This is a genomic window from Leptolyngbya sp. AN02str (assembly GCF_050565595.1).
GTDB lineage: Bacteria > Cyanobacteriota > Cyanobacteriia > Elainellales > Elainellaceae > Kaiparowitsia.
The window spans coordinates 136,268-162,009 of sequence record NZ_JBNXVR010000002.1; the positions used below are offsets into that span (position 1 = coordinate 136,268).

Annotated in this window: 18 protein-coding genes; 2 read left to right on the forward strand and 16 right to left on the reverse strand. The window is 51.2% G+C overall.

Annotated features, from left to right (window positions below):
- From ACQ4M4_RS02355 to ACQ4M4_RS02425, 15 genes are all read right to left on the reverse strand, one after another.
- Entirely contained in the window at positions 1-963 is a 963-nt protein-coding gene (locus tag ACQ4M4_RS02355) for a glycosyltransferase family 2 protein (RefSeq protein ID WP_430682845.1), read from the reverse strand.
- A 77-nt stretch (positions 964-1,040) separates the two neighbouring features.
- Positions 1,041-1,976 carry a glycosyltransferase family 2 protein gene (locus tag ACQ4M4_RS02360; RefSeq protein ID WP_430682846.1) on the reverse strand — a complete coding sequence of 312 codons (936 nt, stop codon included), beginning with the start codon at positions 1,974-1,976 and terminating at the stop codon, positions 1,041-1,043.
- 94 nt (positions 1,977-2,070) lie between these two features.
- Entirely contained in the window at positions 2,071-3,516 is a 1,446-nt protein-coding gene (locus ACQ4M4_RS02365) for a glycosyltransferase family 4 protein (RefSeq protein ID WP_430682847.1), read from the reverse strand.
- A gap of 107 nt (positions 3,517-3,623) precedes the next feature.
- Positions 3,624-4,595, reverse strand: coding sequence for a glycosyltransferase family 2 protein (locus tag ACQ4M4_RS02370; protein ID WP_430682848.1), 972 nt, complete (start codon positions 4,593-4,595; stop codon positions 3,624-3,626).
- Positions 4,596-5,046: 451 nt separating this feature from the next.
- Positions 5,047-6,462, reverse strand: coding sequence for an oligosaccharide flippase family protein (locus ACQ4M4_RS02375; protein ID WP_430682849.1), 1,416 nt, complete (start codon positions 6,460-6,462; stop codon positions 5,047-5,049).
- Between the two features lie 35 nt (positions 6,463-6,497).
- Positions 6,498-7,967 carry a glycosyltransferase family 4 protein gene (locus tag ACQ4M4_RS02380; RefSeq protein ID WP_430682850.1) on the reverse strand — a complete coding sequence of 490 codons (1,470 nt, stop codon included), beginning with the start codon at positions 7,965-7,967 and terminating at the stop codon, positions 6,498-6,500.
- Between the two features lie 145 nt (positions 7,968-8,112).
- Entirely contained in the window at positions 8,113-9,057 is a 945-nt protein-coding gene (locus ACQ4M4_RS02385) for a glycosyltransferase (protein ID WP_430682851.1), read from the reverse strand.
- The gene (locus ACQ4M4_RS02390) at positions 9,050-9,586 is read right to left on the reverse strand and encodes a serine acetyltransferase (RefSeq protein WP_430682852.1); all 537 of its coding nucleotides are present in this window, start codon (positions 9,584-9,586) and stop codon (positions 9,050-9,052) included. Before ACQ4M4_RS02390 ends, ACQ4M4_RS02385 begins: the two co-directional genes overlap by 8 nt.
- A gap of 184 nt (positions 9,587-9,770) precedes the next feature.
- Positions 9,771-11,222, reverse strand: a complete 1,452-nt coding sequence (locus ACQ4M4_RS02395; RefSeq protein WP_430682853.1) for an O-antigen ligase family protein — start codon at positions 11,220-11,222, stop codon at positions 9,771-9,773.
- Between the two features lie 102 nt (positions 11,223-11,324).
- On the reverse strand, positions 11,325-12,347 hold the full coding sequence (locus ACQ4M4_RS02400) for an SLBB domain-containing protein (protein WP_430682854.1): 1,023 nt from the start codon (positions 12,345-12,347) through the stop codon (positions 11,325-11,327).
- A 53-nt stretch (positions 12,348-12,400) separates the two neighbouring features.
- Positions 12,401-14,578, reverse strand: a complete 2,178-nt coding sequence (locus tag ACQ4M4_RS02405; RefSeq protein ID WP_430682855.1) for a GumC family protein — start codon at positions 14,576-14,578, stop codon at positions 12,401-12,403.
- 379 nt (positions 14,579-14,957) lie between these two features.
- Complete coding sequence (locus ACQ4M4_RS02410; protein ID WP_430682856.1) at positions 14,958-16,139, reverse strand: glycosyltransferase family 4 protein; 1,182 nt, start codon at positions 16,137-16,139, stop codon at positions 14,958-14,960.
- Positions 16,140-16,176: 37 nt separating this feature from the next.
- Complete coding sequence (locus ACQ4M4_RS02415) at positions 16,177-17,430, reverse strand: glycosyltransferase (RefSeq protein WP_430682857.1); 1,254 nt, start codon at positions 17,428-17,430, stop codon at positions 16,177-16,179.
- 327 nt (positions 17,431-17,757) lie between these two features.
- On the reverse strand, positions 17,758-18,450 hold the full coding sequence (locus ACQ4M4_RS02420) for a sugar transferase (protein WP_430682858.1): 693 nt from the start codon (positions 18,448-18,450) through the stop codon (positions 17,758-17,760).
- A 1,410-nt stretch (positions 18,451-19,860) separates the two neighbouring features.
- The gene (locus ACQ4M4_RS02425) at positions 19,861-21,195 is read right to left on the reverse strand and encodes an FGGY-family carbohydrate kinase (protein ID WP_430682859.1); all 1,335 of its coding nucleotides are present in this window, start codon (positions 21,193-21,195) and stop codon (positions 19,861-19,863) included.
- Here ACQ4M4_RS02425 and ACQ4M4_RS02430 point away from each other — a divergent pair.
- Positions 21,183-21,782, forward strand: coding sequence for an NUDIX hydrolase (locus tag ACQ4M4_RS02430; RefSeq protein WP_430682860.1), 600 nt, complete (start codon positions 21,183-21,185; stop codon positions 21,780-21,782). The genes ACQ4M4_RS02425 and ACQ4M4_RS02430 overlap by 13 nt on opposite strands.
- Positions 21,783-22,051: 269 nt before the next feature.
- On the opposite strand, the gene ACQ4M4_RS02435 is transcribed toward ACQ4M4_RS02430, so the two are convergent.
- Positions 22,052-23,020, reverse strand: coding sequence for a GDSL-type esterase/lipase family protein (locus ACQ4M4_RS02435; protein ID WP_430682861.1), 969 nt, complete (start codon positions 23,018-23,020; stop codon positions 22,052-22,054).
- A gap of 710 nt (positions 23,021-23,730) precedes the next feature.
- On the opposite strand from ACQ4M4_RS02435, the gene ACQ4M4_RS02440 reads away from it, so the two are divergent.
- Entirely contained in the window at positions 23,731-25,545 is a 1,815-nt protein-coding gene (locus ACQ4M4_RS02440; protein ID WP_430682862.1) for an ABC transporter ATP-binding protein, read from the forward strand.
- Positions 25,546-25,742: the final 197 nt, after the last annotated feature.

Below are 25,742 nucleotides of genomic sequence, written 5' to 3' on the forward strand. Positions count from 1 at the left end.
TTAATGTCCTGTTACGGTGCGCAGTTGCCGCCGTAGCGATCGCGTCAGTTCCCGCAAAGAGCCATACGTATTTGGCCCAAACCATTGCGTTAGAAACAGAGCAGTGCGAAGACGAATATAGATGGGGGTATACCGAATCGCCGGGTAATGCAACAGCGCTTGCTGATAGTGATAGGTCGCTTCTTTGCAATCCATGTCATGTTCTAAACATCCCCACGCCGCAAACAGGTTCATCCAACCATAGGTGCGGTTGCGCAGGTAAAGTTTTTCCATTGGCACCGCTTGAAATGACTTTTCAATCACTTGCCGCAGCTCGCTTAGCGTTTTCCGCTGATTTTTACTCATGCTGCTAGGGTGACGGCGATAGAGGGTGAGCGGTTCTTTCACAGCAGCAAAGTGATACCGAGACGCAATGCGGGTCCACATATCGCGATCGGCACAGTAGCTAAACGATGGATCAAACACGCCCACCTCATCGAAGCAACTGCGACGCACCATGGCCGAACTGCAGTTGGACATCATGTCCTGCACCAGGAGTTTTTCCCACACATCACCTTCAATATCGAAGGCCACCATCACTTCTGTGGGCTCGCCTTTGTCCGTCACCAATAGTGTCCAGGTGTAGACCAGGCCCACCTCTGGCTGTTCATCCAAGCGCTTGGCTTGTTTTTCCAGTTTGGTTGGCTCCCACAAATCGTCGGCATCCAAAAAGGCAATATAGTCTCCTTGGGCAGCGGCAATGCCTGTGTTTCGCGCAACCGAGACACCCGCATTGGCCTGAGTGATGAGCTTGATGCGAGGATCGGTCAGCGTTGTGGCCCACTCTTCAATGCGATCGCGACTGCCATCATTCACAATCAATATTTCAAAATCCTGAAGCGTTTGGTGGAGCACGCTTTCCACCGTTTCAGGCAAATATGCCATCGCATTATAAGCTGGAATAATGACAGAAACCTTCGGCATTCTAAACCTCCAATCACATGATGTTTCAGCTTAATAATTGAGCGCATTCCTATCAGAATCAACGTCGTTTTTCCAAGTTATCCAAACCGTGAAGCAATCACCTTTTCGGGTGCTGAATTTGCAGAGCCTCGTTGTTGGTTCAGCCAAAGTTTGAGGGAGAGCCGCATCCAATTTTTTGAGAATTTTAATGACGGCTGATGCAACACCGCCTGGGTTTTGAGGTGAGAGGCCATCTCGAAATCCCCTGCCGAGTAGGCTTCCCAAGCTTGCCAATTCAAAAGAGAGCCATAAACTTGATTTCGAATGGGTAGCCATTCATCGGGCACCGTCGCGAATGAGCGATCCACCACAATACGCATATCTCGCAGCACTTTTTGGCGATCGCGCATGGCACTATTTCCATGCTGGCGATAGTGAGTTAAACACTCTTTCACCACCCCAAAGGAATAATGTTCGGCAATGCGAATCCACAAGTCTCGATCTTCAAAAATGGAGAGGGATGGGTCAAAGCCTCCCACCTGTTCAAGACAGCGCCGATGCACCATCGCAGCACTCCCATTCCCCACGGGATCACTCATCAACACGTCCTTCCAAACCTGCCCCTCCAAGTGATTGCAAATCGTTGTGCGGGTTGGTGTTCCTAACTCATCAATCAACTGAGTCCAGGTGTACACCAAACCCAGCGTTGGATTGTGTTGAAAACATTGCAGCTGCTTTTCTAATTTTGTTGACAACCACAAATCATCGGCATCGACAAAGGCAATGTACGTTCCTTGGGATTGAGCAATTCCCAAGTTGCGCGATCGCGACACGCCTCCATTCTCTTGATGCATGAACCTGACCCGAGGATCGGTAACCGTCGTAGCCCATTCCGTGATGCCATCGGTACTGCCGTCATTAATGATCAGCACTTCACAATCCGTCCATGTTTGATTGAGCACGCTGGCCAGGGTTTCTGGCAAGTACGCCATGGCGTTATAGGCTGGAATGACAACAGAAACAGTAGGCGGCATAGGTCTGACTGGGGGAGTAATACGACCGATTGATGACAGGGTTCAACAGAGCTCACCCAAACACAAGCAGCAAACCGAGAATTTGCGCGTGGGCTTAGTGGGACTGCAGCTGCGATGACGATTTAGCTGGCTCACCCAGCAAAAACTGGCGGAGCTGTAGGCCCACTGCATAGGGCGCAAAGGCTTGTTCAATTCGCTGATGGGCACGCTGGCCAAGTTCGTGTCGCCACTCGTCGTTGTCGAGGACGTTGCCCAGCGCTTCAGCCAGAGCATTGACATCTTCGCGAGGCACCACCAGCCCCCCGGAGTGTTCGCCCTGCTCCAGAATGTCGGGAACTCCTGGCGCGTCGGCAGCCACCACCGGCAGCCCTACGGCCATCGCTTCGATGGGAGCAATGGGAAAGCCCTCTTGGCGGGAAGGCAGGGTGTAGACGTCGGCAGCAGCCAAATGCTGTTGAATGATGGCGCGATCGCTTACAAACTGGTTGCGCCACAAAATGCCCTTGAGTTGGCGCGTTTCGATGATCTGCTGTAGCTTTTCGGCATCGGGGCCAGACCCCAACAGCAGCAGGCGGAGGTCTACCTGGGGGCGATCGCGACACAGCATTTCCCACGCCGCCATCAGCACATCCAGTCCCTTGCGATGCAAATCCATGCGCCCGTGGTAGACCACCACCTTGGCCTCATGCGGAATTCCCAACGCATCGCGGGCCTGGACACGACTCGGCGGCACCCATTCCCCCACATCCAGCGGGTTAAAGATCCGAGCAATTTTGGCATCGGGCACGTGGTAGTTATGCTTGACCCGATTGATTTCGGTTTGGGGGCCAATGATTAACCCCGTGCAGGCCCGAAACGCCAGATGCCGCAGAGGATACTCTAGCCAACTGTGGATTTTGTCGCCTCCTTGAAACGTGGCAAATACACGAATGCCTGACCGTTTGCCAACCAGCGTGCAGGTATCAAACCGAGGAAACTCATACTCCTGGCACAGCACAGCCTGACAGCCTTCGCGCTGCAACTCTTGCGCCAATACTTCAGATGGTGTTGCCAAATAAGACCCAACACTCTGCACCACATTTTTGATGCTGGTGAGCACTCTGCGGCGCAGGGGATTGGTATCGGTAATTTCCTTAAAGGAGTGACTCTCGCCACCTCCATACGCCTTGAGCGATCGCCGTTTGAACGATTGGTACAGACGATAAGGTTTAGATGCTGGAATTACACAAATGGTTGAGCCTGTTGGCTTGTGAATAAACCGTGATACCGTATCAACTCGTGCCGAGATACAAAAAATGACGGTTTCAACCCCAACTTGCTGCAAGGCTTGAGTAAAGCCATACATCCAGTTAGCGGTAAACTCATCACAAAATTTTTCCAAAGACCAGCCAATGTGATCTAGAAAGTCATCAATCAAATCCATGCAATGAAACAGCGCAACCTTGGGCTGGGCTAAATGGTACGGTTGTCCTAACCCTGTTGCTACATTGGGTTGATCGCTTGGTGGATGGGAATGGTCAATTGGTTGATAATCCAACATGGTTCACTGTCCTTACACATTGACGAATCCATCATTCAAAGGGTTATCCAAACCGGGGGTATGGGTTGCCGCCACGTAGGGTTAAGTGATAACAATTGCGGCGTTGATTAAGTCGAAGCCGTTTTGGAAACCTTTGACAGATACCGACGAAATCGATAAAACAGGCTCAGGGCTTGGTCATATCGATGATTGCCTAAGCCTTGCATCATGGCGATCGCCACCTTGAGCCGTAGATATTCGCGACTCAGCCGCAGTCGGGGACTCACCTGCACCGCCTTTTGCTGGTATAGGGCAGCCAAGTGGTCATCTCGCTCTTGACTCTGCAATGCCTTCCAGGCCAAGCATAAATTGGCATGTCCTAAGCTCCGGTTTTTAAGCGGCAACAGCTCCGCCGGAGCTTGCGCAAACGTTTTGTCGATCACGATGTAAAACGACTGCTCCATCACTACACAATTTTTCGACATGCTGCCTGGAGTTTGGCGATAGTAAGCCAGCGGTTCGGGAACCACAGCAAACGGAAACTGCGCCGCAATGCGAATCCACATATCCCAATCTTCGAGCGATCGCAATTGGCAATCAAACATACCCACCTGGTCAAAGCAGGATCGACGCACTATCACCGACGGACAGGCAATCACATTTCGTTCCGCCAACACGTTCCAGGTATCGCCCTCAGCAAAGGACTTCATCACCCGCCCGGTCGATTTGCCCGACTCGTCAATAAACTCCATCCAGGTATGCACCAAACCCAGCTCAGGCCGCTCCTGGAATTGGCGAAGCTGCTTTTCAAGCTTGGACGGAGCCCATAGATCATCCGCATCCAAAAACGCAACATAGTCTCCCTGAGCTTGCAAAATTCCAGTATTGCGGGCTCCCGACAATCCCTGGTTGGGCTGTGAAATCAGCCGAATTCGGGGATCTGATAGCTGGCTGGCCCACGATCGAACCTGATCGGAACTGCCATCATCAACAATGAGAATTTCGAAATCCGTAAATGTTTGATTCAAAACGCTATCTACAGCAGCTGGCAGATAGCGCATTGCATTGTAAGCAGGAATGACAACAGTAATTTGGGGCATGGTGGGCTTTGAATAAAGGGAATTGAGTGATCCGTTCTGCATTCCCTTTATGGATTGGTTGTCACAGCTCACAGGGCCAGATGTGCAGTGTTCAAACGAGCAACCAATCGTAGGGGGCGACAAACGGGGAACAGGTAAATCATGATGGACATGGCAAATTCGACTGGAGATTGGCAACAACGTTAGGCCTTCACAGATAACATTCTTCAGGGAACTCAGTGAAAATACCGGAACAAGATCAAGATATTTTCTCCAGTTGGCGTCCACAATTTCGACAAAGCTTTGTGGTGAATGTATCGCTTTTATGACTGATCTGTGATGCGCCCTTAGAGAGAGATCGCGATTCAGCACGTGAAGGTTTTGTGAATCAATTCATGAATGCAGAATGACACAAAAAATACAAATAAATGGAGGAAAACGCGAAATCAATCTAAGACGAAAACAATGTGCATTAAGTTGCTGAAACTTGTTTTTTACTGCGCCAGGTTGAGTACAGTTCAATCGGGATCGAACGAACGGCACGGTTGCACAGTAGCAGCAGGCCATAGCTGATGGCTAGCGCGGCAAATCCCCATCCCTGGGGAAAGAATGCACCCGCAAACAGGGGCGGCAACGTTGCCAAAATCAGCCATACTACGACGTGATAGTTTGGGCTGCCATACAGCTTGGTGAGAGAGGTGTGAATCAACACAAAACTAGGAAGTGCAACCAGCTCGGCGAGGCCATAGCCCCATACGCCAAAGCGGGGCAACAATAAGCTGCACGACAGCCACAGCAGCAGAATGTAGGCAGCATTTTGCTTAGCAACGTCGCGGTTGTGGCCGGCTGCATAGAGTGCAGAGCTGTGCATGTCGAACACGGAGTTGACCAATGTTGCGATCGCCACCAGTGGAAACAGGTAAATACTCGGCAACCACTTCTCACCAAATAGGAGGGGAATAATCCAGGCCGAGAAGCAGGAAAACACCGCACAAACTGGACCAATCAACAGGGCTTGATAGGCCATTCCTTTGGTGATGGTGCTGCGGATAGCATCTAAATTGCCTGAGAGGCGTGCCAGTACGCTGATGGACATGCGCTTAATCACCCAACGCAAAATGGATAGCTGCTCAACAAAGCGAATGGAGAAGCCCGCAATTCCGGCTGCTTCCACCCCTGCTAAGCGGCTAATGACGAGGGGAACAGTGAGGGCTTTAAGGTTGAGCAACCAGGACGATCCAGAATAGCCAATGCCAAATTGCAGTGCGGGTTTCAGGATCTTCCACTCAAGCTGAAGTCGCCAGGGGATGGGGTAGTAGTAGGTGGCGATCGCCGACAGCAGCGAAAACTGGAGAATGATGCCTGCGATCGGGCCCCAGTAGCCCCAACCCAACAGCACCAGCGGAATCGACAGCAGATAGTTAGAAATTTGCGCGACGGTTTCGATCAGGCCCACTTCGGCAAATTTTAGCTCTCGTTCCAACATGGCGATCGACACGCTGGCCACCATATCAAACCACAGCGGTAGCGGTAGCCAATGCACGACATCAGTTACCTCGGCCCGATTGGTCCACCAGCCTAGCAACGGCGCACACAGCCACAGCACCACACAAAACATGACCCCAGCCGTATTAAAAAAGCTCAATACGGCTTTGGGCGCGTCGCCATCCAGGTTGCTTTGGCGCACCAAATAGATCGGCAGTCCAACTTTGGTCGTCCAGCTTAAAAAGTAGAAAATGCCCAGCGCGATCGCAACAATTCCATAATTTTCGGGCCCCAAAACTCGGGCAATCACCAGGACACTCACAATCGACAGAACGTTGCTAACGAGCTGCCGCAGGGTCAGGTAGATCCCTCCCTTTAAGACTTTGCTTTTGAGACCTTGCATGACTCCATTCGCTCAAATAAAGGTGCGCCGATGAACTAGACGTTGTGTGGCATGTGTGGCATGGGCGATCGCTCCTCGGCAGATGGCAGAGGAGCTAGGGGCTCACCCAGCAGCACCGAACGCAGCTGACGGCCAATTGCTAATGGTGAAAAGGATTGTTCAATTCGCTGGCGGGCTTGAGTCCCCAGCTGTATCCCCAATACCGGATCATCCAAAATGCGACCCAGGGCGATCGCCAATTCATCCACCGATTCGCGGGCAACCATCACGCCACCAGACGCTTCGCCCTGTTCTAGAATATCGGGAACTCCGGGGGCATCAGCCGCCACAATGGGCAGTCCACAAGCCATTGCTTCCAATGGAGCAATGGGAAAGCCCTCTTGCCGCGAAGCCATCACGTACACATCGGCAGCCGACAAATATTGACGAATGGTAGGCTGATCATTCACAAACTCATCCCGCCAAATGATGCCGCGCAGTTGGCGATCGCTAATCCATTGGCGCATTTTGGCAGAATCTGGGCCTGTCCCCACCAGCACCAACCGCAGATCTGCATTGGGGCGATCGCGACAAAGTTGCTCCCAAGCCAGCAGCAAAATATCCAACCCTTTACGGTGCATATCAATACGGCCATGGCACACCACCATGCGGGCATCCTGGGGCAGTCCCAGAGCCGTGCGAGCCGCCATCTGCGGCACCGCATGCCAAATTGCCGTATCAATCGGCGTAAAAATGCGCGAAACCTTATCGGGAGCCACATCGTAGCACTGGCGAATCCGATCAATCTCTTTTTGTGGAGAGACGAGCACCCCTGTACAGCGGTCAAAAGCCCACTGCCGCGACCACCGCTCAATCGAGCTTTGCGTTTTGTCTCCCCCTTGAAACGTGGCAAACGAGCGAATGCCCGTCAACTGCCCCAGCAGCACACAGGTATCAAACCGAGGAGACTCATATTCCTGACACATCAACGCCCGACAGCCCTGTTGCTTCAATTCTTTGGCAAACTGAGGCAGCGGAGTCGCCAAATAGGTTCCCAAGCTTTTGATGCCATCTTTTAGCCGCACAATCAGCGAGTCAGGCTGGGAAGGTTGGCCCTTTTCGGCCCACACCTGTTTGAATGACTGCCCCGCTTCGGCTCCATACTGCTTCAGCAGCTTGGCCCGCACAAAGCGATACAGGCGATAGCTGCTCGAAGCCGGCAAAATACACATGGGAATCTGTGTTTTTTGATGAATCAAATAGGTCGGCTCAGACACACGAGTCGAAACATAAAACAACGTGGTGTCCACGCCCACAATGCTCAACGCTTTCGCAAAACCAAACATCCAATTGCCCGTAAAGTCATGGCAAAACGTTTCCAATGAAATGTTGATGTGGTCGAGATAGTCATCAATCAGATCCATGGAATTGAGTAAGGCAATTTTGGGTCTCACGGATTGTTCGGTATCAAGATACAGCTTGGAACGAGACAAATCATGCTGATGAGAGGATGGAATGTATGACATAAGGTAAGGTCGTGATACGCCTGAAACTGTACAGGTAGCCGGAGTCGCACGATCAACATCTAGGGAATATCACACGAAACATGGCGCTAAAAAATCGGTGAGTGAGGAGCGCGCGATCATCACAGAACCAAATGTTTGCAATGAGTTAGATCAGGTTACGGAGTCGATAGTAGGAATGGAGCAATGTGCTGTAGTTTTGGGAGCCTAAACACCGCATCGATGCGATCGCCAAACTGAGCCGCCAATAATCTCTCGATTGAGACAGTTTGGGATGGTATTGCAACGCCTGCCGCTGAAATGCGATCGCCCGTTGCCAGTCGCGATCGTAGCTTTGAATCGACTTCCACGCGAGGTTGAGATAGGCGTAGCCATAGCTGTGATTTTTTAAATGGGCGTAATCGGGAGTTACCGCTCGAAACGTTTTTTCAATAATTTGAGTAAGCGACGCTTCCACAAGCTGACAATTTTTGGATTTGCTAGAGGGCAACAATCGGTAAAGCGCCAGCGGTTTGGGAACCAAGCCGATGGGGTACTGAGCCGCGATGCGCAGCCACATGTCCCAATCTTCGGCAGAGCGCAAACTCGTGTCGAACACACCCGCCGCATCAAAGCACTCTCGTCGTACCATCACCGAGCAGCAGCCAATGGTATTGCGTTCAACCAACTGTGCCCAAGCATGTCCTTCCGTTGTCGGTTGAAACGTTCTGCCCGTTCGCCGGCCATTGGCATCGATTAAGCTCAACCATGTATGTACTAAGCCACATTCGGGCGATCGCTCAAACAAGTGCACCTGATTTTCCAGCTTAGTCGGCAACCACAAATCATCCGCATCTAAAAAGGCAAGATACTCACCCGTCGATTTGGCAATACCAGTATTGCGGGCTGTGGATGCACCTTGATTCATCTGCTTAATGAGCTGAATGCGCGGGTCGTTTAGTGTGCCATACCATTGATAGATGGAGTCAGAACTGCCGTCGTCTACAATCAAAACTTCGTAATCTCGAAAAGTTTGAGCCTGAACACTCGCCACCGTTTCAGGCAAATATTTCATCGAGTTGTAGGCTGGAATAATGACAGAAACCTTAGGCATGCTTTGCTTCCTCGACAGGTTCTTGAATGCGAATCACACGAGCCGGATTGCCAACAACAATCGCATTCGAGGGAACATCTTTAATCACAATCGAACCCGCTCCAATGATGGCGTTGTCTCCAATCAAAACGGCACCAATAATTACGACATGTGCACCAATATCGACGCGATCGCCAATTTTAGGGCATGCGCTATAGGTGCCATCTGCCAGTTTTTTATTTCCTATCGTGGTCGAGTTACGAACAATGCAATCTTTGCCAATGACGGTTTGGTGATTAATCACCAAACCATGGCCATGCTGCAGCTGGAGACCAGGACCGATTTGCGTATCCCAGGGAATTTCAATTCCCAAGATCCATTCCACCAAAATTTGGTAAATGAACCGAGCTGGTAGTGCAATCACCCGAAATATGGTAGGCAGACCTTGTAAAGCTTGGGCAGTTCGAAATAGAAATAACGACAACCTAGACTTGAAACTTGTATCTTGATTGGCAGACCAATCTTGAAAGATATACGAAACAAAGCTCATAGGTTCATCACCAGCGAAACAGCGTGCGAACTGAGAAGAAACCCTCAGACTGAGAATGCGATCGTGCCTGATTTATAGCAAGCTGAACAATAGAAATTTCTTCACGAATCAATCCAACATCTACCGAAAAAAGCTGAACATTTAGCGAGGGATTGTAAGGCTGTTGATGCACCCAAGCCAACCCTTAAAGTGAGGTAGCTGTTGTTAGCAGCGATGTCGAGTTTTTGGGTGGTTCCCAATCCCAACCGACCAGCGAAAACAACGCCCACCAGTAAAAAAAGAAGGTGGTATGGCTCCAAATATTTTCAGTGAGCATACCCACCGGAACAGCAGCCAATAAAGCAATTAATACGAAACACAGCTCTTTACGCAGCCCATTGTGGGCGATCGCACTGCTGCGCAAACATTGAATTAACCAACCAAATTGCGCAATAAACAGGAAAACAAACGTAAAAAAGCCAACAATACCGCCTTCAATTAGGGCACGAATGTAATCGTTATGGGGCAACAAGCCATTACCGCTAACGGCAATACTATTGCCTAAGCCAAACCCCAGCAAAGGATATCGTCGCCATTGAGTTAACAAATCAGTCCACTGAGCCAGTCGCCAGTTAAAGCTATTGCCATCTCCTGCAGATAGCAAAATTGCGCGCCACAAATCAATATCTGGATTCAGCAAAGGAGTTTCGCCAATCGAGCCAAGCCGCTCTCGGCCAAACTCGGTGCTGGCAAACAGCACAATTACCAAGGCAAACAGCACAATTCCGCCAATAAATTTGACCGCATCCATACTAGGGGCCAACAACATGAGTAAAAACACACCCAACATCATGAGACTAAACAGCGATTTCGCACTCACAAAGAAGAAGGCCAAAACGCACAACAGCGCGACCCATCGCCATCGTTGCTTGCTGCACTTGAGCCGCCAACAGGTCAGCGCAATAAACAGCAGCAAAAACGTCGCAAATGTATTGGGATGACCGAGAGTACCGTTGATTCGCGAAATCGATTCACCAGGGGCACTCTCAGATCCACCCAAAAAGATAGGCGGCAGAACGGATGGAATGACCGTTTGAAGAATGGCAATAGAAATGGGAATGATGAGGCTAGCGTACAAGAATGAGATCAGCCTTGTGGGATGGATGCGATCGCGCAATTGGGTCACCAGCAGGTACACCATCAGCCAAGACACCAGCCGAATCCACTCTCGAATGGCAGCAGGCAGCACATCAGCCCCTAACCCCAGTCCTCCAAGGGGTAGCAACACCACCCAAACACTCTGCAACCCAACCCAACCCGCAAAAAACCAAAAGAATCGATCGGTATGAACGGGCTGTCGCGTGAGCAGTTGCAGCGTGACATACATGATGGTGAGGGCATCTAGACCCAGGGCAAATGCAGCCGTGAGCTGGTATCCCGAAAAAGGATCGAGTGCGCTGCGCAACACCAAAAGGCCCAACACGGTGTATTCAAACTGGGTGAAAAAGCAGTAGAGAATGGCACCCGCTGCGATCGCCAAAAAAATGTAGAGCGGTTGGGTACTCACCACCAGTCCAGCCACCAGCCCAAAGGCCACAATCGCCACCGAGGCAACCAGCAGCAAGCGTGTAGATTGTTGGCGATCGCCCTTTAGCACAGCATCAAACCCTTGTGAATGAATAAATTGCGAGTGAACAAAATCAGAACGAATCGATGAACCAATTGACTAATCAATTCGTGAATGAATCAGAGCGAAGTTCTAAAACAGGAACGAGAACGGCAGCAATCGACCCAAGAAATCCAACACGCTATCCGTACCGCGCTTCCGTACCACAATCAAGTCACCGTTCATCACCGTTTCTGCCGTATCCCCAAACTCAAACGTTTGTTGGGTGAGCTGGCCATCCGGCCCCATGCGCAGCAGCTCAATCGATCGACGGTTGGCTTTATCGGTGGGGCCACCTGCCGCCGCCACCGCCTGACTCACACTCGAAGTTGGCGAAATGGTAACCTGACCGGGATTGTTCACCTCGCCCGCCACCTGCACGGTAATTTCGGTTGGAGCCACCGTCGAAGACAACAACATGCGTTGATCCATCGACCCAGCCGCCACCACCGGAATTAAAATCTCGTCACCATCAAACAAGGTGGGATCTGCGGCCAAGTTCCCTTCTTGAATGGCTTGCCACAGGTTCACCTGCACATCTCGGTTAAAGCGCCCCGCCGAGCCCCGCCGCCGAATGGTAATGTTTTGCAGATCGGCACTGGGTTTGATGCCGCCCGCCAGCACCAGGGCATCGCTCAGCCGAATGGCGTTGTAACTGCCGCTGTCGTTGGAGTTATTGAAATTATTTTCGGGGGTGCTAGAGGGATTGATGGAATAGGGGCCAGGTCGCAGTACCTCGCCGCTCACACTGATGCGAATCGGGCTCAGGCTCAGCAGCGATAGCGCTACCTGGGGACGACGCACATAGGGCAGCAGCGACTGAGAAATGGTGGTGGTGGCCTGGGTGGGACTCAGTCCGCCAACACGAATCAATCCCGCCATGGGCAACTGAATCGTGCCATCTTGCAAAATCACCTGTTCGCCCGACAGGTCGGGAAATCCAGCCACCGTAACCCGAATGCGATCGCCAGCCTTGAGCGGCACCGACGACTGATCGAGCGAGGGAGTTGGCTGAGCAGATTGAGAGGGAGCTTGCGCCTGCGCCGGAACTGCCACTACACCCAAGGTCAAAGTCAATGACAGCGTTAGCGAGCGAAACAATAGCATGGGCATCATAAAACCGTTGTGTGAAAGCGTGGATGGGAATTCAGACAAACCAAACGAGGCCATTAGCCAGAATGCGCTCGTTTGTTATGAGACACCCTTGAGACAGATTGGCCGTTGGAAACAGGCCGCACAGGAGTTTGCGATGGGGGACGAAAATCGGTACGCGGTTCCGACATGGCAATCGGCAGATCCGAAGTCTCGTTTAAGATGATGCCTGTAATATCGGAGCCACCATTTTGCAAATCGGTAACGGCACGCTGCACCGCATCACGCGGAGTGTGTTCTGGCCTTACCACCATCAAAAAGCCATCGGTGTATTGGTTGAGGGTGAGCGCATCGGCATTTTGTCCGGCTGGGGCTGTGTCTATCACCACAAGGTCGTAGTAGCCGGCCACTTTTGCCACTAGCTTTTTCATGGAAGGAGCCTCTAGCGCCATGGATGGTCGCGTTAACAGCCGCCCACACGACAGCAGCGATAGATTATCAATTCCTGTAGACTGAATCGCCTTATATAGCGGAATGCTGCCTTCGGTGACTTCGGCAATTCCCGGCTGAGACTCTGCATTGAACATGGCATGCAGCGATGGATGGTGCAGGTCGGCATCCACTAGCAGAGTGCGACGCGAGGCCATTGCCGATACCGCCGCCAACCGCGCCGCCAGGTTCGATTTTCCTTCGCCCCTGAATGTACTGCTGATGAGCAGCACATTCAGGGGGCTGTCATATCGATGCTCTAGGGATTTCAGCAGCCTTCGGTAAGGTTCAACCTGGCGTGAATCATCCAAAAAGCGCTCTAGGTCTGCAAAGTTGCGAATCGACACCACCTTGGGCAAGGTTCCCATGACGGGCACGTTGAACAGCTCTTGGGGGTCATCTGTGGAGTGAATAGTGTTGTCCAGCAGTTCCAGCAACAGCACTGCACCAACCGCCAGAACCGAACCTGCGGCGATCGCCATCACCAACACCACTGGAGCTTTGGGGCTAGCCGGAGTGGATGGAGCCACCGCCGGGTCAACAATGCGCACATTGCTAATCAGCTGAGCTTCTGCAATACGAGCTTGCTCCAGGTTATTTTGCAACAGCTTGAGAGAAGCCTCTTCTTCTTCGGTACGGCGAACGAGGGCAGCCAACCGCTGCTGCTGAGCAGGTAGCTGGGTCAGGCGAGCTTGCAAGCTTTGGCGATTAGTTTGCAGCGCAGCCAGCTTACTTGTAAGAGCATTGCGCTCCACTGTGCCCGTAATGTATTGAGAAATCAGCTCTCGGCTAACCTCGTCGGTAGCAGCCACATCCGAGGGAACAGCCTGTCCGCCCACCGTGTTTGCAAACTGCGCCTCATAGTACTGCTGTAGCTGATCGCGCTGGTCTAGCAGTGCCAACAAATCGGGGTGTTGATCTCCCAATCGGGACTGACTATCAATAATTTGTGATTCCAGCTCTGCCAAGCGAGTACGCAAATCGCGGAGTGACTCATCTTGTCCAGCCCGCACCGCCGCATATCCACTATCGGGCGAGCCAACTCCCGTAATTTGCTGAAGCTGCCCATCGCGGGTGTTGGCCTGTTGAATTTGCGCGATCGTCGCCCGCAATTCATCCTCAACAGCGGCTAAGTTTTGCACCAGCGTACTCGCCTGCACCTCTGCTGCCACCAAACCGTTGGCTTGACGAAACTGCTGTTCTGCTCGCTCTGCTTCGGTCAGCCGAGCTTCTTGCTCAGGAATGGTTTTTTCCAAAAACTCGCGAACAGAAGAGGCCTCTTGTCGAATGGCTTCGGAGTTTTCTTCGACCATGGCCTCAGCGATCGCATTCAATACCTTCGCTGCAAACTCAGGATTTTCATTTTCGTAGCTCAGCTCTAGCAAGTTGGTGGCTGGCACAATTTTTACCTCTACCCGACTCCCCAACTCCCCAGGCGAGGGATACGCCTCGGCGGCTCCGCTGGGATCTTGCAAGCGCACCCGATCCAAAGCCTTTTGTAGAATGCGCTGCGACTTGACCAACTCTGCTTGTGTGGCCACTGGGCTGGCACCGCCGGGAGTTGCGTTGGGCACCTCCGAGAGCGCACGCCCCAACTCCGACACACTGGTTTTTTGTTCATCAATGAGCAGGCGAACTGCTGTTTGATAGCGGGGTGTCGCGGTTAACAAAAACACCGAAGCTGCACCCACCACCGAGGTAAACGTTGCCAACGCAACCCAGAGACGGCGTTTGAATGTTGAGGATAGGGACGAAATTTTATCCACAGTGCACACTCATCGTAAACATCACAACCACTCTAGAATTCACGCGGGAACCACCAAAATCATCGACCTATCTTTGCTGTCACCCATTCACCCATTCAAGTTGAATCGACGTCATGGTGATTGCACAGTGGCCTGTACACTTGACAAAAAACTCATACTCAGCACACAAGCAGAACCTAGATACTCAGCGGTCAAAATTGCGGTCAAAATTACAGTTCGGCTCATGAGGCTACATCAGGATTCAAATTCAAAAAATTAGATTCCGGATGTCTAGATTAATCATGCGATCGCCCATATCCGTCAGCACATTTGAACCGAATTTCGACCTCAATCCAATACAATAGACGCTGTCATTGATGAGTTGTTCCTGATAGTTGAATTAATCGACCTCAACAGTTTGGGTCATCGCCCGACTCTTTTCTCGCCAAGAGTTTTGGCGATTCAAAGCCTTTTCAAACACCTCCAAAGTATCATCAACAATTCTGTCCCAGGTGTAATACAAGCCAACATGCTTTTGTGCTTTCTGAGCCATAACTTTCATATCTTCGGGATGCTGAATTGCCCAATTCAAGCTCTTCGCAAATGACGTTTCATCGCCCGCTTGAAACAGAATTCCTCGACCGTTATTAAGCAGTTCTTGGTGGGGTGGAATGTTACTTGCCACAATAGGAATCCCTTCCTGCATCGCTTCTAACATGGCCAACGGCAGCCCTTCCAAATTGGAGGGTAGCGAAAACAAGCCAGCACCCCGGACAATTTCTGCCAATCGGCTACCGCGTAGCTCGCCTGCAAACACAACATTTGGATCATCCTTTGCCAAGTCATTCAGCGATGATACAAACGCTGAGGTGTCGCTGTTGCCGCCAATGATCACCAGCTTCCAATCTTGCAGCCTCAGGGATTGAAATGCCCGCAGCAACAGATCGGGGCACTTTTCAGGCACCAACCGCCCGACATACACCACGTATTTGCCTGGAGTCAGCCCCAGCGATTTGCTGTAGCTAAAGGTGGGGTCAGAACTGGCATAGGTTGCCGGAGCATTGGGAATGACAACCGTATCGCGACCGTAGGTCTGCAGGAAGTAGGAGCGCAACGCTTCCGTCACCACAATGAACTCGTCGGCAAAGCGAACTGCGGCCTTTTCTCCGAGTTGAATTAAGCGGCTGGAAGTCTTGCCCCACTTGTCGCGCTGCCAGTCCAGTCCGTTGCAGGTCACCACAACCTTAGACGAAGTCGAGATTTTTGGTAACCCTGTAAACAGTGACGGCCCCAGCGCATGGAAGTGAATGATGTCATAGCCACCGCGCCCGGTCAAAGCCGCGCCCATAGCTGAGCTGCTAAAGGCATCGAGCCCCCGCATGCCCAAACATGGCAGCGATATCACTCGCACTCCTTCAAATTCGTAGTTGTGAAAGGCAGAGAAATCGGTATAAGAAGACCGGGCAAACAGGTCTACGGTGTGACCTTTCGCCACCATGCGTGGATAAACTTCTGCACAGATGTGCTCAATACCACCTTGTTTGGGAGGAATGCCTTTGGCGCCAATAACAGCAATTTTCATGGAAAAAAGTCCTTAATGTGACGTAGGTAAGCGTGGCCTAAAGGGATGCGGTGGATAACTCCTTGGGCTGCCATCGATGCAGCATGTCGCTGTAGATGCTGTGGATGACTTCTTGAGCGCTGTAGGGCCGTGCAGCTTGGAGACAACCATCGGTTGAAAAGCGCTCAGGATTGAATACAACAGCCCGAATGGATTCGGCGATCGCGTCGGGGGTTCGGTCTGTGGCGACCAAGCCACTGTGGGGATTGAGCAGTCGTGGTGTTTCGCCACAGTTGGTAGTCACAATGGGCGTTCCGCAGGCAAGCGCCTCCAATACAACCAATGGCAACCCTTCGTAAATGCTGGTCAGCACCAAAGCACTCGACAATCGGTGCAAGTCTGCCAGCTCTTGCTGATTCATGGCACCAAGCAGGGTCATGTGCTGAGAGACTTGAAGGCGCAGCCCTTCTGCACGAATTTCATCCGCCAGTTCGCCTTCACCAGCAATGAGCAAATGCACACGGGGATCGTTCAATGCGGCGAGCGATCGCACCAATAGTAATGGATCCTTTTGGGGGTGTAATCTTCCTGCAAACAGAATAAACCGCGTATCTTCAGGTAGATTCATCGACTTTGCTAGCTGCAAACGCCGCTCATTCTTTTGGCGCAAGGTTGTGGGGTAGAAGATATCGTTATCGACCGTATTGCGAATGAGTTTGACCCGATCGGCCACCTGGGGGTAAAGCTGCTGGTAGAGCTGTGCCGACTCAGAATTGCAGGAGAAAATTTGGCTAAACTGCTTCACCAACATACGCTCTAGGGTGAAATAGGCTTGAGGAAAATGTCGCCACAAAATTGCCTGTTTGCCACCCGAAGCAGATACCATTTGCTTGTGAATATCGTTGTGGATAAACAGGGTTTTATCCCCCTGCCAACCAAACGAGGCCAAGGTTGGCTCTAGTCGATGAAAGTGTAAGAAATCTGAAGAAAAGCGCTGACCCGCAAGGGCTGCGGTATATCTAAGAGTAGTCGGGATCACGCCACGCACGTTATCATTTTGCAGCATAAACAACGGCATGAATCGAACGACACAACCTTCATATTCTTGTTCATGCCACTGTCGAAGCGCGATGGATGAATTGGTCGCAGTGCCTACTAATTGAACGTTGAACTCATCTGGCGCATATTTGATGAACGTGCGGATAATCGTCTGAATGCCACCAATGGTCGTATTCCACGGATCAAACTGATAGAAGATAGTGAGCGTCGGCTTACGACCTGTGTACTGGGGTGTGAGAACTTGTAATGTCATATGCTTTGCAGTCAGGATGAATGCTAGGAGGGACGAATCATGTCCTCCCTCCTAGGTTTGATCATGCGAAGGAGTAAGGTTGCGCTAAAGGCAGATGAACATTCAGGTCAATTCGGGAATGATTCCTCTACAAGCGAGTGTGAAATCATAGACACTCACCAAATTTATTTTGCTGTGAATGAAATAGGCGATCGCAGACTCATGTTTTCACACAGCAATCGGACGGTACAGCAACGGTATAGCAACTGATGGCACGACAAACTAGGAACGCACACGTTCGTTCGCAGATGCAATCCCAAAAATGCGATCGCACACAGAGATGAGGACTTAGTACGCTCCAGAGCGAGAGAAAAGTGCCGCAACGGTTTTGAAAATCAGCACCAAATCGTACATCAGGCTCCAGCGCACTTGGTAATGCAAGTCCATGCTGACGATATCTTCAAAATCTTGTACAGTCGAGCGACCGTTGGCTTGCCATTCGCCCGTCAAACCGGGCTTGACATTTAGCCGTTTCCAGTGGCGATCGCTATAGTGAGTCACCTCATCAATGGTGGGTGGGCGAGTTCCAACCAGGCTCATTTCACCCTGCAACACATTCCAAAATTGGGGCAGCTCATCCAGGCTAGTTTTGCGGAGAAACCGACCCACCCGAGTAATGCGGGGATCATTTTGGTTTTTGAAAATGGCACCCTTGGCTTCGTTTTGAACGGCATTCTTGAGCTGTTCAGCATTTTCGACCATGGTGCGAAATTTGTAGATGGTAAAGCAGTCACCATTTAAGCCACAGCGTTTTTGCTTGTAGAAGATGGAACCCGGGCTATCAAGACGGATGGCGATCGCAATCGGCAAAAAAAGGACAGCTAATCCAACCAATCCGACACAACTGCCGAACACATCGACAAACCGTTTTGACCATGAGTAGACCGAAGGATGAAGAATTCTAGAGTCAAGCACTCGCGAATCTGCATCGTAAACGTTAGACCAGTTGGTCCATGTATTGGGGGGTTCAGCAATTTTCATAGAAAACCTCAAGGCTGGGGGTTAGAGGATCTCGTCTGACGATGATTTACAAGAAGTGCTGGCGATGAAGGAGCAATCTTGCATAGCCTCTAGCAATAGGGCCGACATGCCTTGGTAGATGTCGGTGGGCTCTAGCCGCACCACCTATGGACACTGTGTAACTACGACTGCATGCTCCTGAAATTGATGAAAACCGATACAGACACAAGGCGACGATTGATTCAGCTCAAAGGTTCCAATGTGGATCGATTTTCGCTGAGATATCAGGCTTTGGTGGTGATGACCCTTGCACAGTGCCGAGTCTCAAGATTACACGCTCAATGGAGACAATCGGCTCTGACTAAAGATATAGGATTGAAGTTGGCCATTTCTTGAACACACCCATGCTGAGTCAGTAAATACACTCAAGCCAGACACGTTACTTCTCAAGAAGCCAAGCCGAAGATTGGGGGAACACGGGATGAATCTTCAGCAAAGACGCCGACTTAGCCTCCGACATATTAGGGTCGTCCGCTCAAAACTAGGCGGGTATTTTTGTGAGGTTAATGAAGCGCTTATCCGTTTGTAAAGCTTCTGTAAAGGCGGCCAGGTTTACCCGGATGTGGCGCTCAACCGCTTAGATGCTTCAAAACAGCGAAATTGGTTGTTCCATCTAGTATAGAGGCTGTTTTTTGATTCAATATTAAGAAAACTTGAATATTAAATTCTCACCACAAGAAAAGATCGCACAAGCCTTTATATCAAGGCTTTCTGGAATTTCGCCGCAGTAGAATAAGCGCGATTGCTTCTTTACAGAGCCTTTATATTGTAACGAAAGCAACTAAAATTTTGGATCTGATGCCAGCAAGAATACTTGGATCTTTCTAGTCGATTTACGTATAAATACACACACAACAATCTACCTGAAGACTCAGTATTTTCTCAATTCATCGTTTTTTTTCGCGCAAACGGATGATTTTTTCCATCAAACTGCGATCGCAACCATCAATCAAAAGAAGAAGCTCAAGAGAATGGATGAGTTAATCAAAAATGGACTTGCAAGATGAGCAAGAGATACTGTTGAGATCGCAAACGCTATTCAGGATGTATGTTACTGGGTATACTTTTTGCAACAGCAAGACCAACAGTTCGTGACGCAGAAAAAACAATCCCACACTCAATCCAATACTCAACCCACACATTCAGTTTGCAACAACTTGGAGAAAACTTTTGGCTCCTCTAGGGCTGACGCACTTCATCCAAAAAACTAGAGGATTGAATGATGTTTGGAGTGCTTAGCGCTCCAAACATCATTCAACGGCGTAAGTCTTGTCCTTAAAATGGGCCTTGTTTTGAAGCCAACCATGGAGCCAACCAAGCGAGTACAGCAGGTGCGATCGCACGTTCTCGATCCCAGATCGATGCGGTCGGTCAGGAATTCATATGAGCCAAGAGGGCGCTTCCGTAGGCAGCTTCGGTATGCGGAGCAGGCAAAACAGGAGCCGGCAGCATTCGCGATCGCAGCAGAGTCCAGGTGGGGTTGTGGGCTCCACCCCCCGCCGTGTAAATGCGTGTAACAGGCGAGGCACCCAAGCGTTGCAGCAGGTCGTAGCCTTGTGCCTCAATGCGGGCGATTCCTTCTAACAAACCGTGGAGAAACAAGACTGGATCATCCGGTTGAGGGGTGAGCACGGGCAGCAGATGCGGATCGTTGATGGGAAACCGTTCGCCCGGTTTGAGCAGGGGATAGTACTGATAGGGACTGGATGTGTGGGGATCGATGCGATCGCTGTAACGTTGTAGCTCCTCATCTCGAAAGAATTGTCGCAGCACGGCACCTCCCGTGTTAGAGGCACCACCCACCAGCCACAAATCGCCCAGGCGATGACTATACAAACCATAGCGAGAATCATCGACCCGAGTTTTGCTGAGTAACTTGATGACCAAGGTTGAGCCTAATGAGGTGACGGCATCTCCTGGTTGGCTGGCTCCACTGGCCAAAAATGCGGCAATGCTATCCGTCGTTCCGGCGTGAACGGTACAGGTCGGCGGCAAATGAAACTGCGTAGCGATCGCGGCTGTTACGGGAGCGATCGCTTGCCCTGGCGTCACCACCTGCGGTAGTTGAAACGCGGGTGGAACATGCGCCATCCAGTCGGGGTAGCGCAACAGCTCTACGTCGTAGCCCAACTTCAACGCGTTGTGGTAATCGCTAACCCCCAACTGACCATGCAGCAAAAAGCCCAGCCAATCGGCCTGATGCAAAAAATAAGGACGTGCTGATTCCTGTTGCTTCACCCCAGGCGAATCAATAGCCTGTTGGCAAATCCACCACATCAGCTTGGCTAGGCTGGAGGTCGCACTCAGTACGGGATGCTGTGGAGGAGCCAGTTGCTCCAAAATGCCCAGCACTGCTGCACCCCGATCATCGTTGTACAGCAGAGGTTCGCGGATAGGCACCCCTTGGGGATCGCACAGCAGCACCGTGGAAGAGGTACCGTTGATGGCGATCGCCCGCACCTGTTGCCGAATTGTGAGCGGTAGCTGTGCCAGTAAGTCGTAGAGGGCTATACGCCATGCCTCAGCAGTTTGCTCTGTTAGGGCAACACTCGCTTGGGCCTGGGGTTGAGCCGCCTCATCAATGGCGATCGCCCGCGCACCCGACGTACCAAAGTCAATTCCCAACGTGAAGAATGAACCCGCCAAGACACCGTATCCTAAGTAGACGTAGATTTCTCTTATCGTTGCAGTGTATGGCCCATTCATCAAATTCCGCTGAGCCGGATGATGACAAAACCAACCCCCATGATTGGCAGGTTCTCAATCAATTTGTCGAAATGCGATCGCCCTGGTTCACACTCATTGGGGAGCACCTGCAAGATCACCAGGGCCAACCGCTAGATTATTGGCGGGTGGAACGAGCCGACTCATGCATTGTGCTGCCGCTATGGCGCAATCAGCTTGTGCTACCGCCACCCAGCTATCGACCTGGCGTGCAGCAATCAACGTACGACTTTCCCGGTGGTCGCGTTGCCGATGGGCAATCGGCAGCCGCCATCGTTCCCCAAATTCTTCAGCGGGAGTTGGGTATCGACGCTCATACCATACGGTCGGTCACGCCCATTGGTGCCACCAGCACGCCACCTGGTTTCATCGTCAATAGCTCATTTTCAAACCAACGGCTATACGGATTTGTGGCAGAACTGGAACCCACCACTAAAATTCCCGACTGTTATATAGACACAACCTACCGAACAACCAATTGGGGAATTGCTGAACTACTCTCAAAACTGGTGTGTCTGCAGTGCCGAGCGCTCGTCTTGGAATGGTGGCTTAGTAGGCTTTCGGCGTGAATTGTTGCGCGGTGCTACTGCCCAGCAATTCATGCTTCAAATCCTGCCTGAACTTACTCAGTTGAATGATGTTCGGAGCGCTTAGTGCTCCGAACATCATTCAAGCCCCCTAGTTTTTCAGATGAAGTGCGTAAGTCCTAACATGCTTCAAAAAGGATGCGTGTGGTTGGTTGTATTTCACATTTATGGATGTTGGTGGTACAAGGGCGGTGGAGTCGTCCTTGTACCACCAACATCCCCGTGTCTAAACCATCACCCCAAGATTCAACTCATCGCAGTTGCTGCAGGTTTTGCTGCCGAATTAATTGAGCCAGCAGCGATGCAACCAAACGATTGCCCTGCACTGTGAGATGAATGGAGTCATGATAAATTTTCATCATGGATATCGCCTGACGAAACGCTGGCTTACAGTCTAAATATGGAATCCCTGATTGCATCAAAAAATGATGGAGTTCCCGTTTCGCTTCGTATTCGTAATGCCGTTGTTCAGAGTGAACAATTTCTCGTCGCAGCGGCGTCATCGCTACGATGAACTGAGCATGGTGGCGATGGGCAATTTGATGTATCGATCGAATGGCTTCCAGGTTCATCGCTACGCAATTTGACTCTGCTATGGGGGCAGACACAATCGGGCGATTTCGTTTGAAAAGCTGAGCGATCGCCCACCATTTCCACCATTGGCTTGGTTCTCGATCGTTGGCAGCCGCATAAACAGATGTGGCGCTCGGCGGCCCAGCGAACAAATCATCGGTATTCAGCAACAGCACAATTATCTGTGCATCAAACGTGCCAAACGTTTGCACATATCCCAATTCGTTGCGTGGCCCCCAAGCACTGGCCGACGCATTCAGCACTTGCGCAGGATTGCGCTGCCCAGTTGGCCATGCAGCTTGCCCCTCAGCTAACTGCTGCTCTAGCAAGGCAGCAATGGTGTGATGCTGGGCGATCGCCAATCCTCCATTGGCCACCGAGTCGCCCAACATCAAGATCCGCAGCATATTCCATGGGCGCGCTGGAGGAATATCGCCATTGCGCATAGAGTAGTGGTTGACAAACAAGCGCTTGTTCCAGCGACGCAACTGTTGATTGGGAGCCAGACGGTGGCCCATTGCCACATCGGGAATGTAGCGGATAACCGTGGCCAAGCCAGCGAACCGCAGCCCCAGTTCTAGCCCAATCGCCACCGCGATCGCCCCCAAAACCCCTCGTGCGATCGCCCCAATCAATTCCTCCAACACCGTCCTTCATCCGAAATAAAAGTTAAAAAAAGCAAATCCGTAAACTGAAGGACTCCCCAAATGGCTCATAGCTGGCTAGAATTTAAGCGATTTTGCTAAATTTCATCCGCTACGGTTCACTCATTTCCCATATTGGGAGCATGTACACTATGACACACACCAATCGGGGGGTTATGAAAACTCAAAGCTCGGATAGTTTGCTAGTGGTCGCCATTTCAGGAGTTCTGATTCTGGGTTCCATTGCATTTCTGGTCGTTTGGGCGCTCCAGTCTGCCTATTCTATTGGCTAATGGTGTCACCCCATTCAGCTTTCTCTTTGGCGATCGCCAGTTTCTCTGCACCCATTCCAAAGTGTTGCCTTCTGGGTTCATCGCATTCAAACTGACTGCTTCGTCTATCGCATCCACATCGCTATGAGCGCTTTTGCCAAAAGTGTTCATAGCGTTTTTTCTTGCAATTTATCGGCCTGACCCAATTCATCAGCCTCACCCAATCGCACTCACCCAATCGCATGAGCTTGCCCTTCGCGTAACACAATATACTACACTCGTGCTACAGTAAAAACCTAGCCCCCACAACACACAGAACCAGGACTGGCATATTCTACTCAACCTAGATGATGGGTGGTGTGTGCTGGGTTGGTGGCACCCTCCAGATGCCACCAACCCGTCGGTTCTAAGCCTGTTGGGTTGGCAACGCAGAGGAGAATCATGGGAAAGTTTACCGAAATTCTTCGATTTTTTCGCGGGTATCAACGTGCAGCCGTTCTCAGCATTTTGGCTACTAGCTTTTTTCAAGTAGCCGATTTGGCAGTCCCGTATGCGACTGGGCAAATTCTCAACGTTCTGTCGCAGCAGCCTGTCGATCCCTTAGTGCAAGGAATCGTTAACCGCATTGCCCAAGGGCTCAACCTTACGGGCGATCGCAATCTTGCTTTGATGTTTTTGCTCGGGGTCATCTTTATCACAACGGTTGTGCGTGGCCCGATTCAGCCCTGGCTAACCGACTGGTACCACTGGGATATTGCCCTAAGTGCCCGCCGCGATAACACAGGTAGCGCGGTGGCAAAAATCCTGTCACTGCCGCTCGAGTTCTACGACGAAAATAATCCCGGACGGGTGATTGGTCGGGTCGCCAAGGGTCTATCCAACCACACCTGGACCTATCCCGAAATTGCCGGACAGCTCATTCCTAAGCTGTTTCGCATTGTGGGGATTTTTGTCGTGATTTGGCTGATCGAGTGGCGCATTGCGGTGCTGTTTTTGGTGTCATTTGTGGTGATTTTGCAATTCACCGTACGCAACCTCACCAAGCTCACCCAGCAAGAAAAGCGGCTGGATCGCCACATGGAGAATACCGAGAGCCGTACCTCCGAAATTATTACCAACATTAAAACGGTCAAGGCTTTTGGCACCGAGGCGCATGAGCTAAAGCGACAGCGCCAACGGCTTGATCGCGAGCTGAAGTATGTGCTGTATCGCATTCATGTTGGCTACGTGGCGCTCTTTACCCAAACTGAGTTCATTGTTCAGTCTTGCGTGTTTGGCATTTTGGCACTGACGCTATGGGCAACGGTGCGGGGACAAATTTCGCTAGGCCATTTCATTACCACGCTAACGGTATCGAGCATGGCCTACTCGGAACTAGAGCCCATTAGCAATTTGGCCGAGGTGTTTGCTCGACGGTTTGCTTCAATGGTGCGATTTCATGAGTTTATGCATATCCCCAATGGTGAGGACGCTGCCATACTCGATCATGTTGAGGGAACGCCTCGCTATGAATTTACGGGTAAGGTGCATCTAGAGCATGTCAGTTTTGGCTACGAGCGCGATCGCCCTGTCCTTCAAGACATTAACTTGCTGATCGAGCCACGCCAAACCGTGGCGCTGGTAGGTCGTTCTGGCTCTGGCAAATCAACCTTGGTAAAGCTGCTGTTTCGCTACTTTGAACCGAGTTCGGGTCGCATCTTGATCGATGGGCACGATGTGCGATCGCTCGACATTACGGGATACCGCAAACGATTGGCCATTGTGCACCAAGAAGTGGACGTGTTTAATGGCACGCTACTCGACAACCTGACCTATGGCAACCCCACCGCCACGGTGGCTGATGTGGAACAAGCCTGTGCGATCGCCCGAGTCGATGAGTTTATTCATCTTTTGCCCAACGGGCTAAAAACCATTGTGGGTGAGCGCGGTGTTCGTTTGTCGGGCGGGCAGCGGCAGCGGTTGGGCATTGCACGGGCGCTGCTAGTCAACCCGGATGTGCTGGTGTTTGACGAGGCAACCTCCAGTCTCGACTACGAATCGGAGCGATCGATTCAACTCGCCATGCGCAATATTTTGGGCACCCGTACCACCATCATCATTGCCCATCGCCTAAGCACAGTGCGCGAAGCCGACAAAATTGTGGTGCTCGACAAAGGCCGAATTGCCGAAGTGGGCAGCCACGATGAGCTACTACGGCACGGTGGCATTTACCATCACTTGCATGCCCTGCAAGAAACAGGCGAACTGTTGGTGTAGTAATGCTTCCGACGGAGTTAAGCAGCAATTGCATGAGGGCTGCTTACTTACTAACCCCCAACTGATCAAGTTTTGCTCGGCTGGCTGGACAGCACATAGCAAGACAGAACACAGCAAGACAGAACATAGAAAGACAAAATCGCCCAGGATTCCCAACCGATGGGAAAACACTGGGCGATTAACTTAGATATAGAACC

What these genes read in the sequence shown, in the direction of transcription:
- ACQ4M4_RS02430 (WP_430682860.1), top strand. Translation starts at nt 21,183, where the DNA reads ATGGCCCATTCATCAAATTCCGCTGAGCCGGATGATGACAAAACCAAC.
- ACQ4M4_RS02380 (WP_430682850.1), bottom strand. Translation starts at nt 7,967, where the DNA reads ATGTCATACATTCCATCCTCTCATCAGCATGATTTGTCTCGTTCCAAG.
- ACQ4M4_RS02410 (WP_430682856.1), bottom strand. Translation starts at nt 16,139, where the DNA reads ATGAAAATTGCTGTTATTGGCGCCAAAGGCATTCCTCCCAAACAAGGT.
- ACQ4M4_RS02415 (WP_430682857.1), bottom strand. Translation starts at nt 17,430, where the DNA reads ATGACATTACAAGTTCTCACACCCCAGTACACAGGTCGTAAGCCGACG.
- ACQ4M4_RS02400 (WP_430682854.1), bottom strand. Translation starts at nt 12,347, where the DNA reads ATGATGCCCATGCTATTGTTTCGCTCGCTAACGCTGTCATTGACTTTG.
- ACQ4M4_RS02440 (WP_430682862.1), top strand. Translation starts at nt 23,731, where the DNA reads ATGGGAAAGTTTACCGAAATTCTTCGATTTTTTCGCGGGTATCAACGT.
- ACQ4M4_RS02385 (WP_430682851.1), bottom strand. Translation starts at nt 9,057, where the DNA reads ATGCCTAAGGTTTCTGTCATTATTCCAGCCTACAACTCGATGAAATAT.
- ACQ4M4_RS02425 (WP_430682859.1), bottom strand. Translation starts at nt 21,195, where the DNA reads ATGAATGGGCCATACACTGCAACGATAAGAGAAATCTACGTCTACTTA.
- ACQ4M4_RS02370 (WP_430682848.1), bottom strand. Translation starts at nt 4,595, where the DNA reads ATGCCCCAAATTACTGTTGTCATTCCTGCTTACAATGCAATGCGCTAT.
- ACQ4M4_RS02360 (WP_430682846.1), bottom strand. Translation starts at nt 1,976, where the DNA reads ATGCCGCCTACTGTTTCTGTTGTCATTCCAGCCTATAACGCCATGGCG.
- ACQ4M4_RS02420 (WP_430682858.1), bottom strand. Translation starts at nt 18,450, where the DNA reads ATGAAAATTGCTGAACCCCCCAATACATGGACCAACTGGTCTAACGTT.
- ACQ4M4_RS02365 (WP_430682847.1), bottom strand. Translation starts at nt 3,516, where the DNA reads ATGTTGGATTATCAACCAATTGACCATTCCCATCCACCAAGCGATCAA.
- ACQ4M4_RS02390 (WP_430682852.1), bottom strand. Translation starts at nt 9,586, where the DNA reads ATGAGCTTTGTTTCGTATATCTTTCAAGATTGGTCTGCCAATCAAGAT.
- ACQ4M4_RS02355 (WP_430682845.1), bottom strand. Translation starts at nt 963, where the DNA reads ATGCCGAAGGTTTCTGTCATTATTCCAGCTTATAATGCGATGGCATAT.
- ACQ4M4_RS02375 (WP_430682849.1), bottom strand. Translation starts at nt 6,462, where the DNA reads ATGCAAGGTCTCAAAAGCAAAGTCTTAAAGGGAGGGATCTACCTGACC.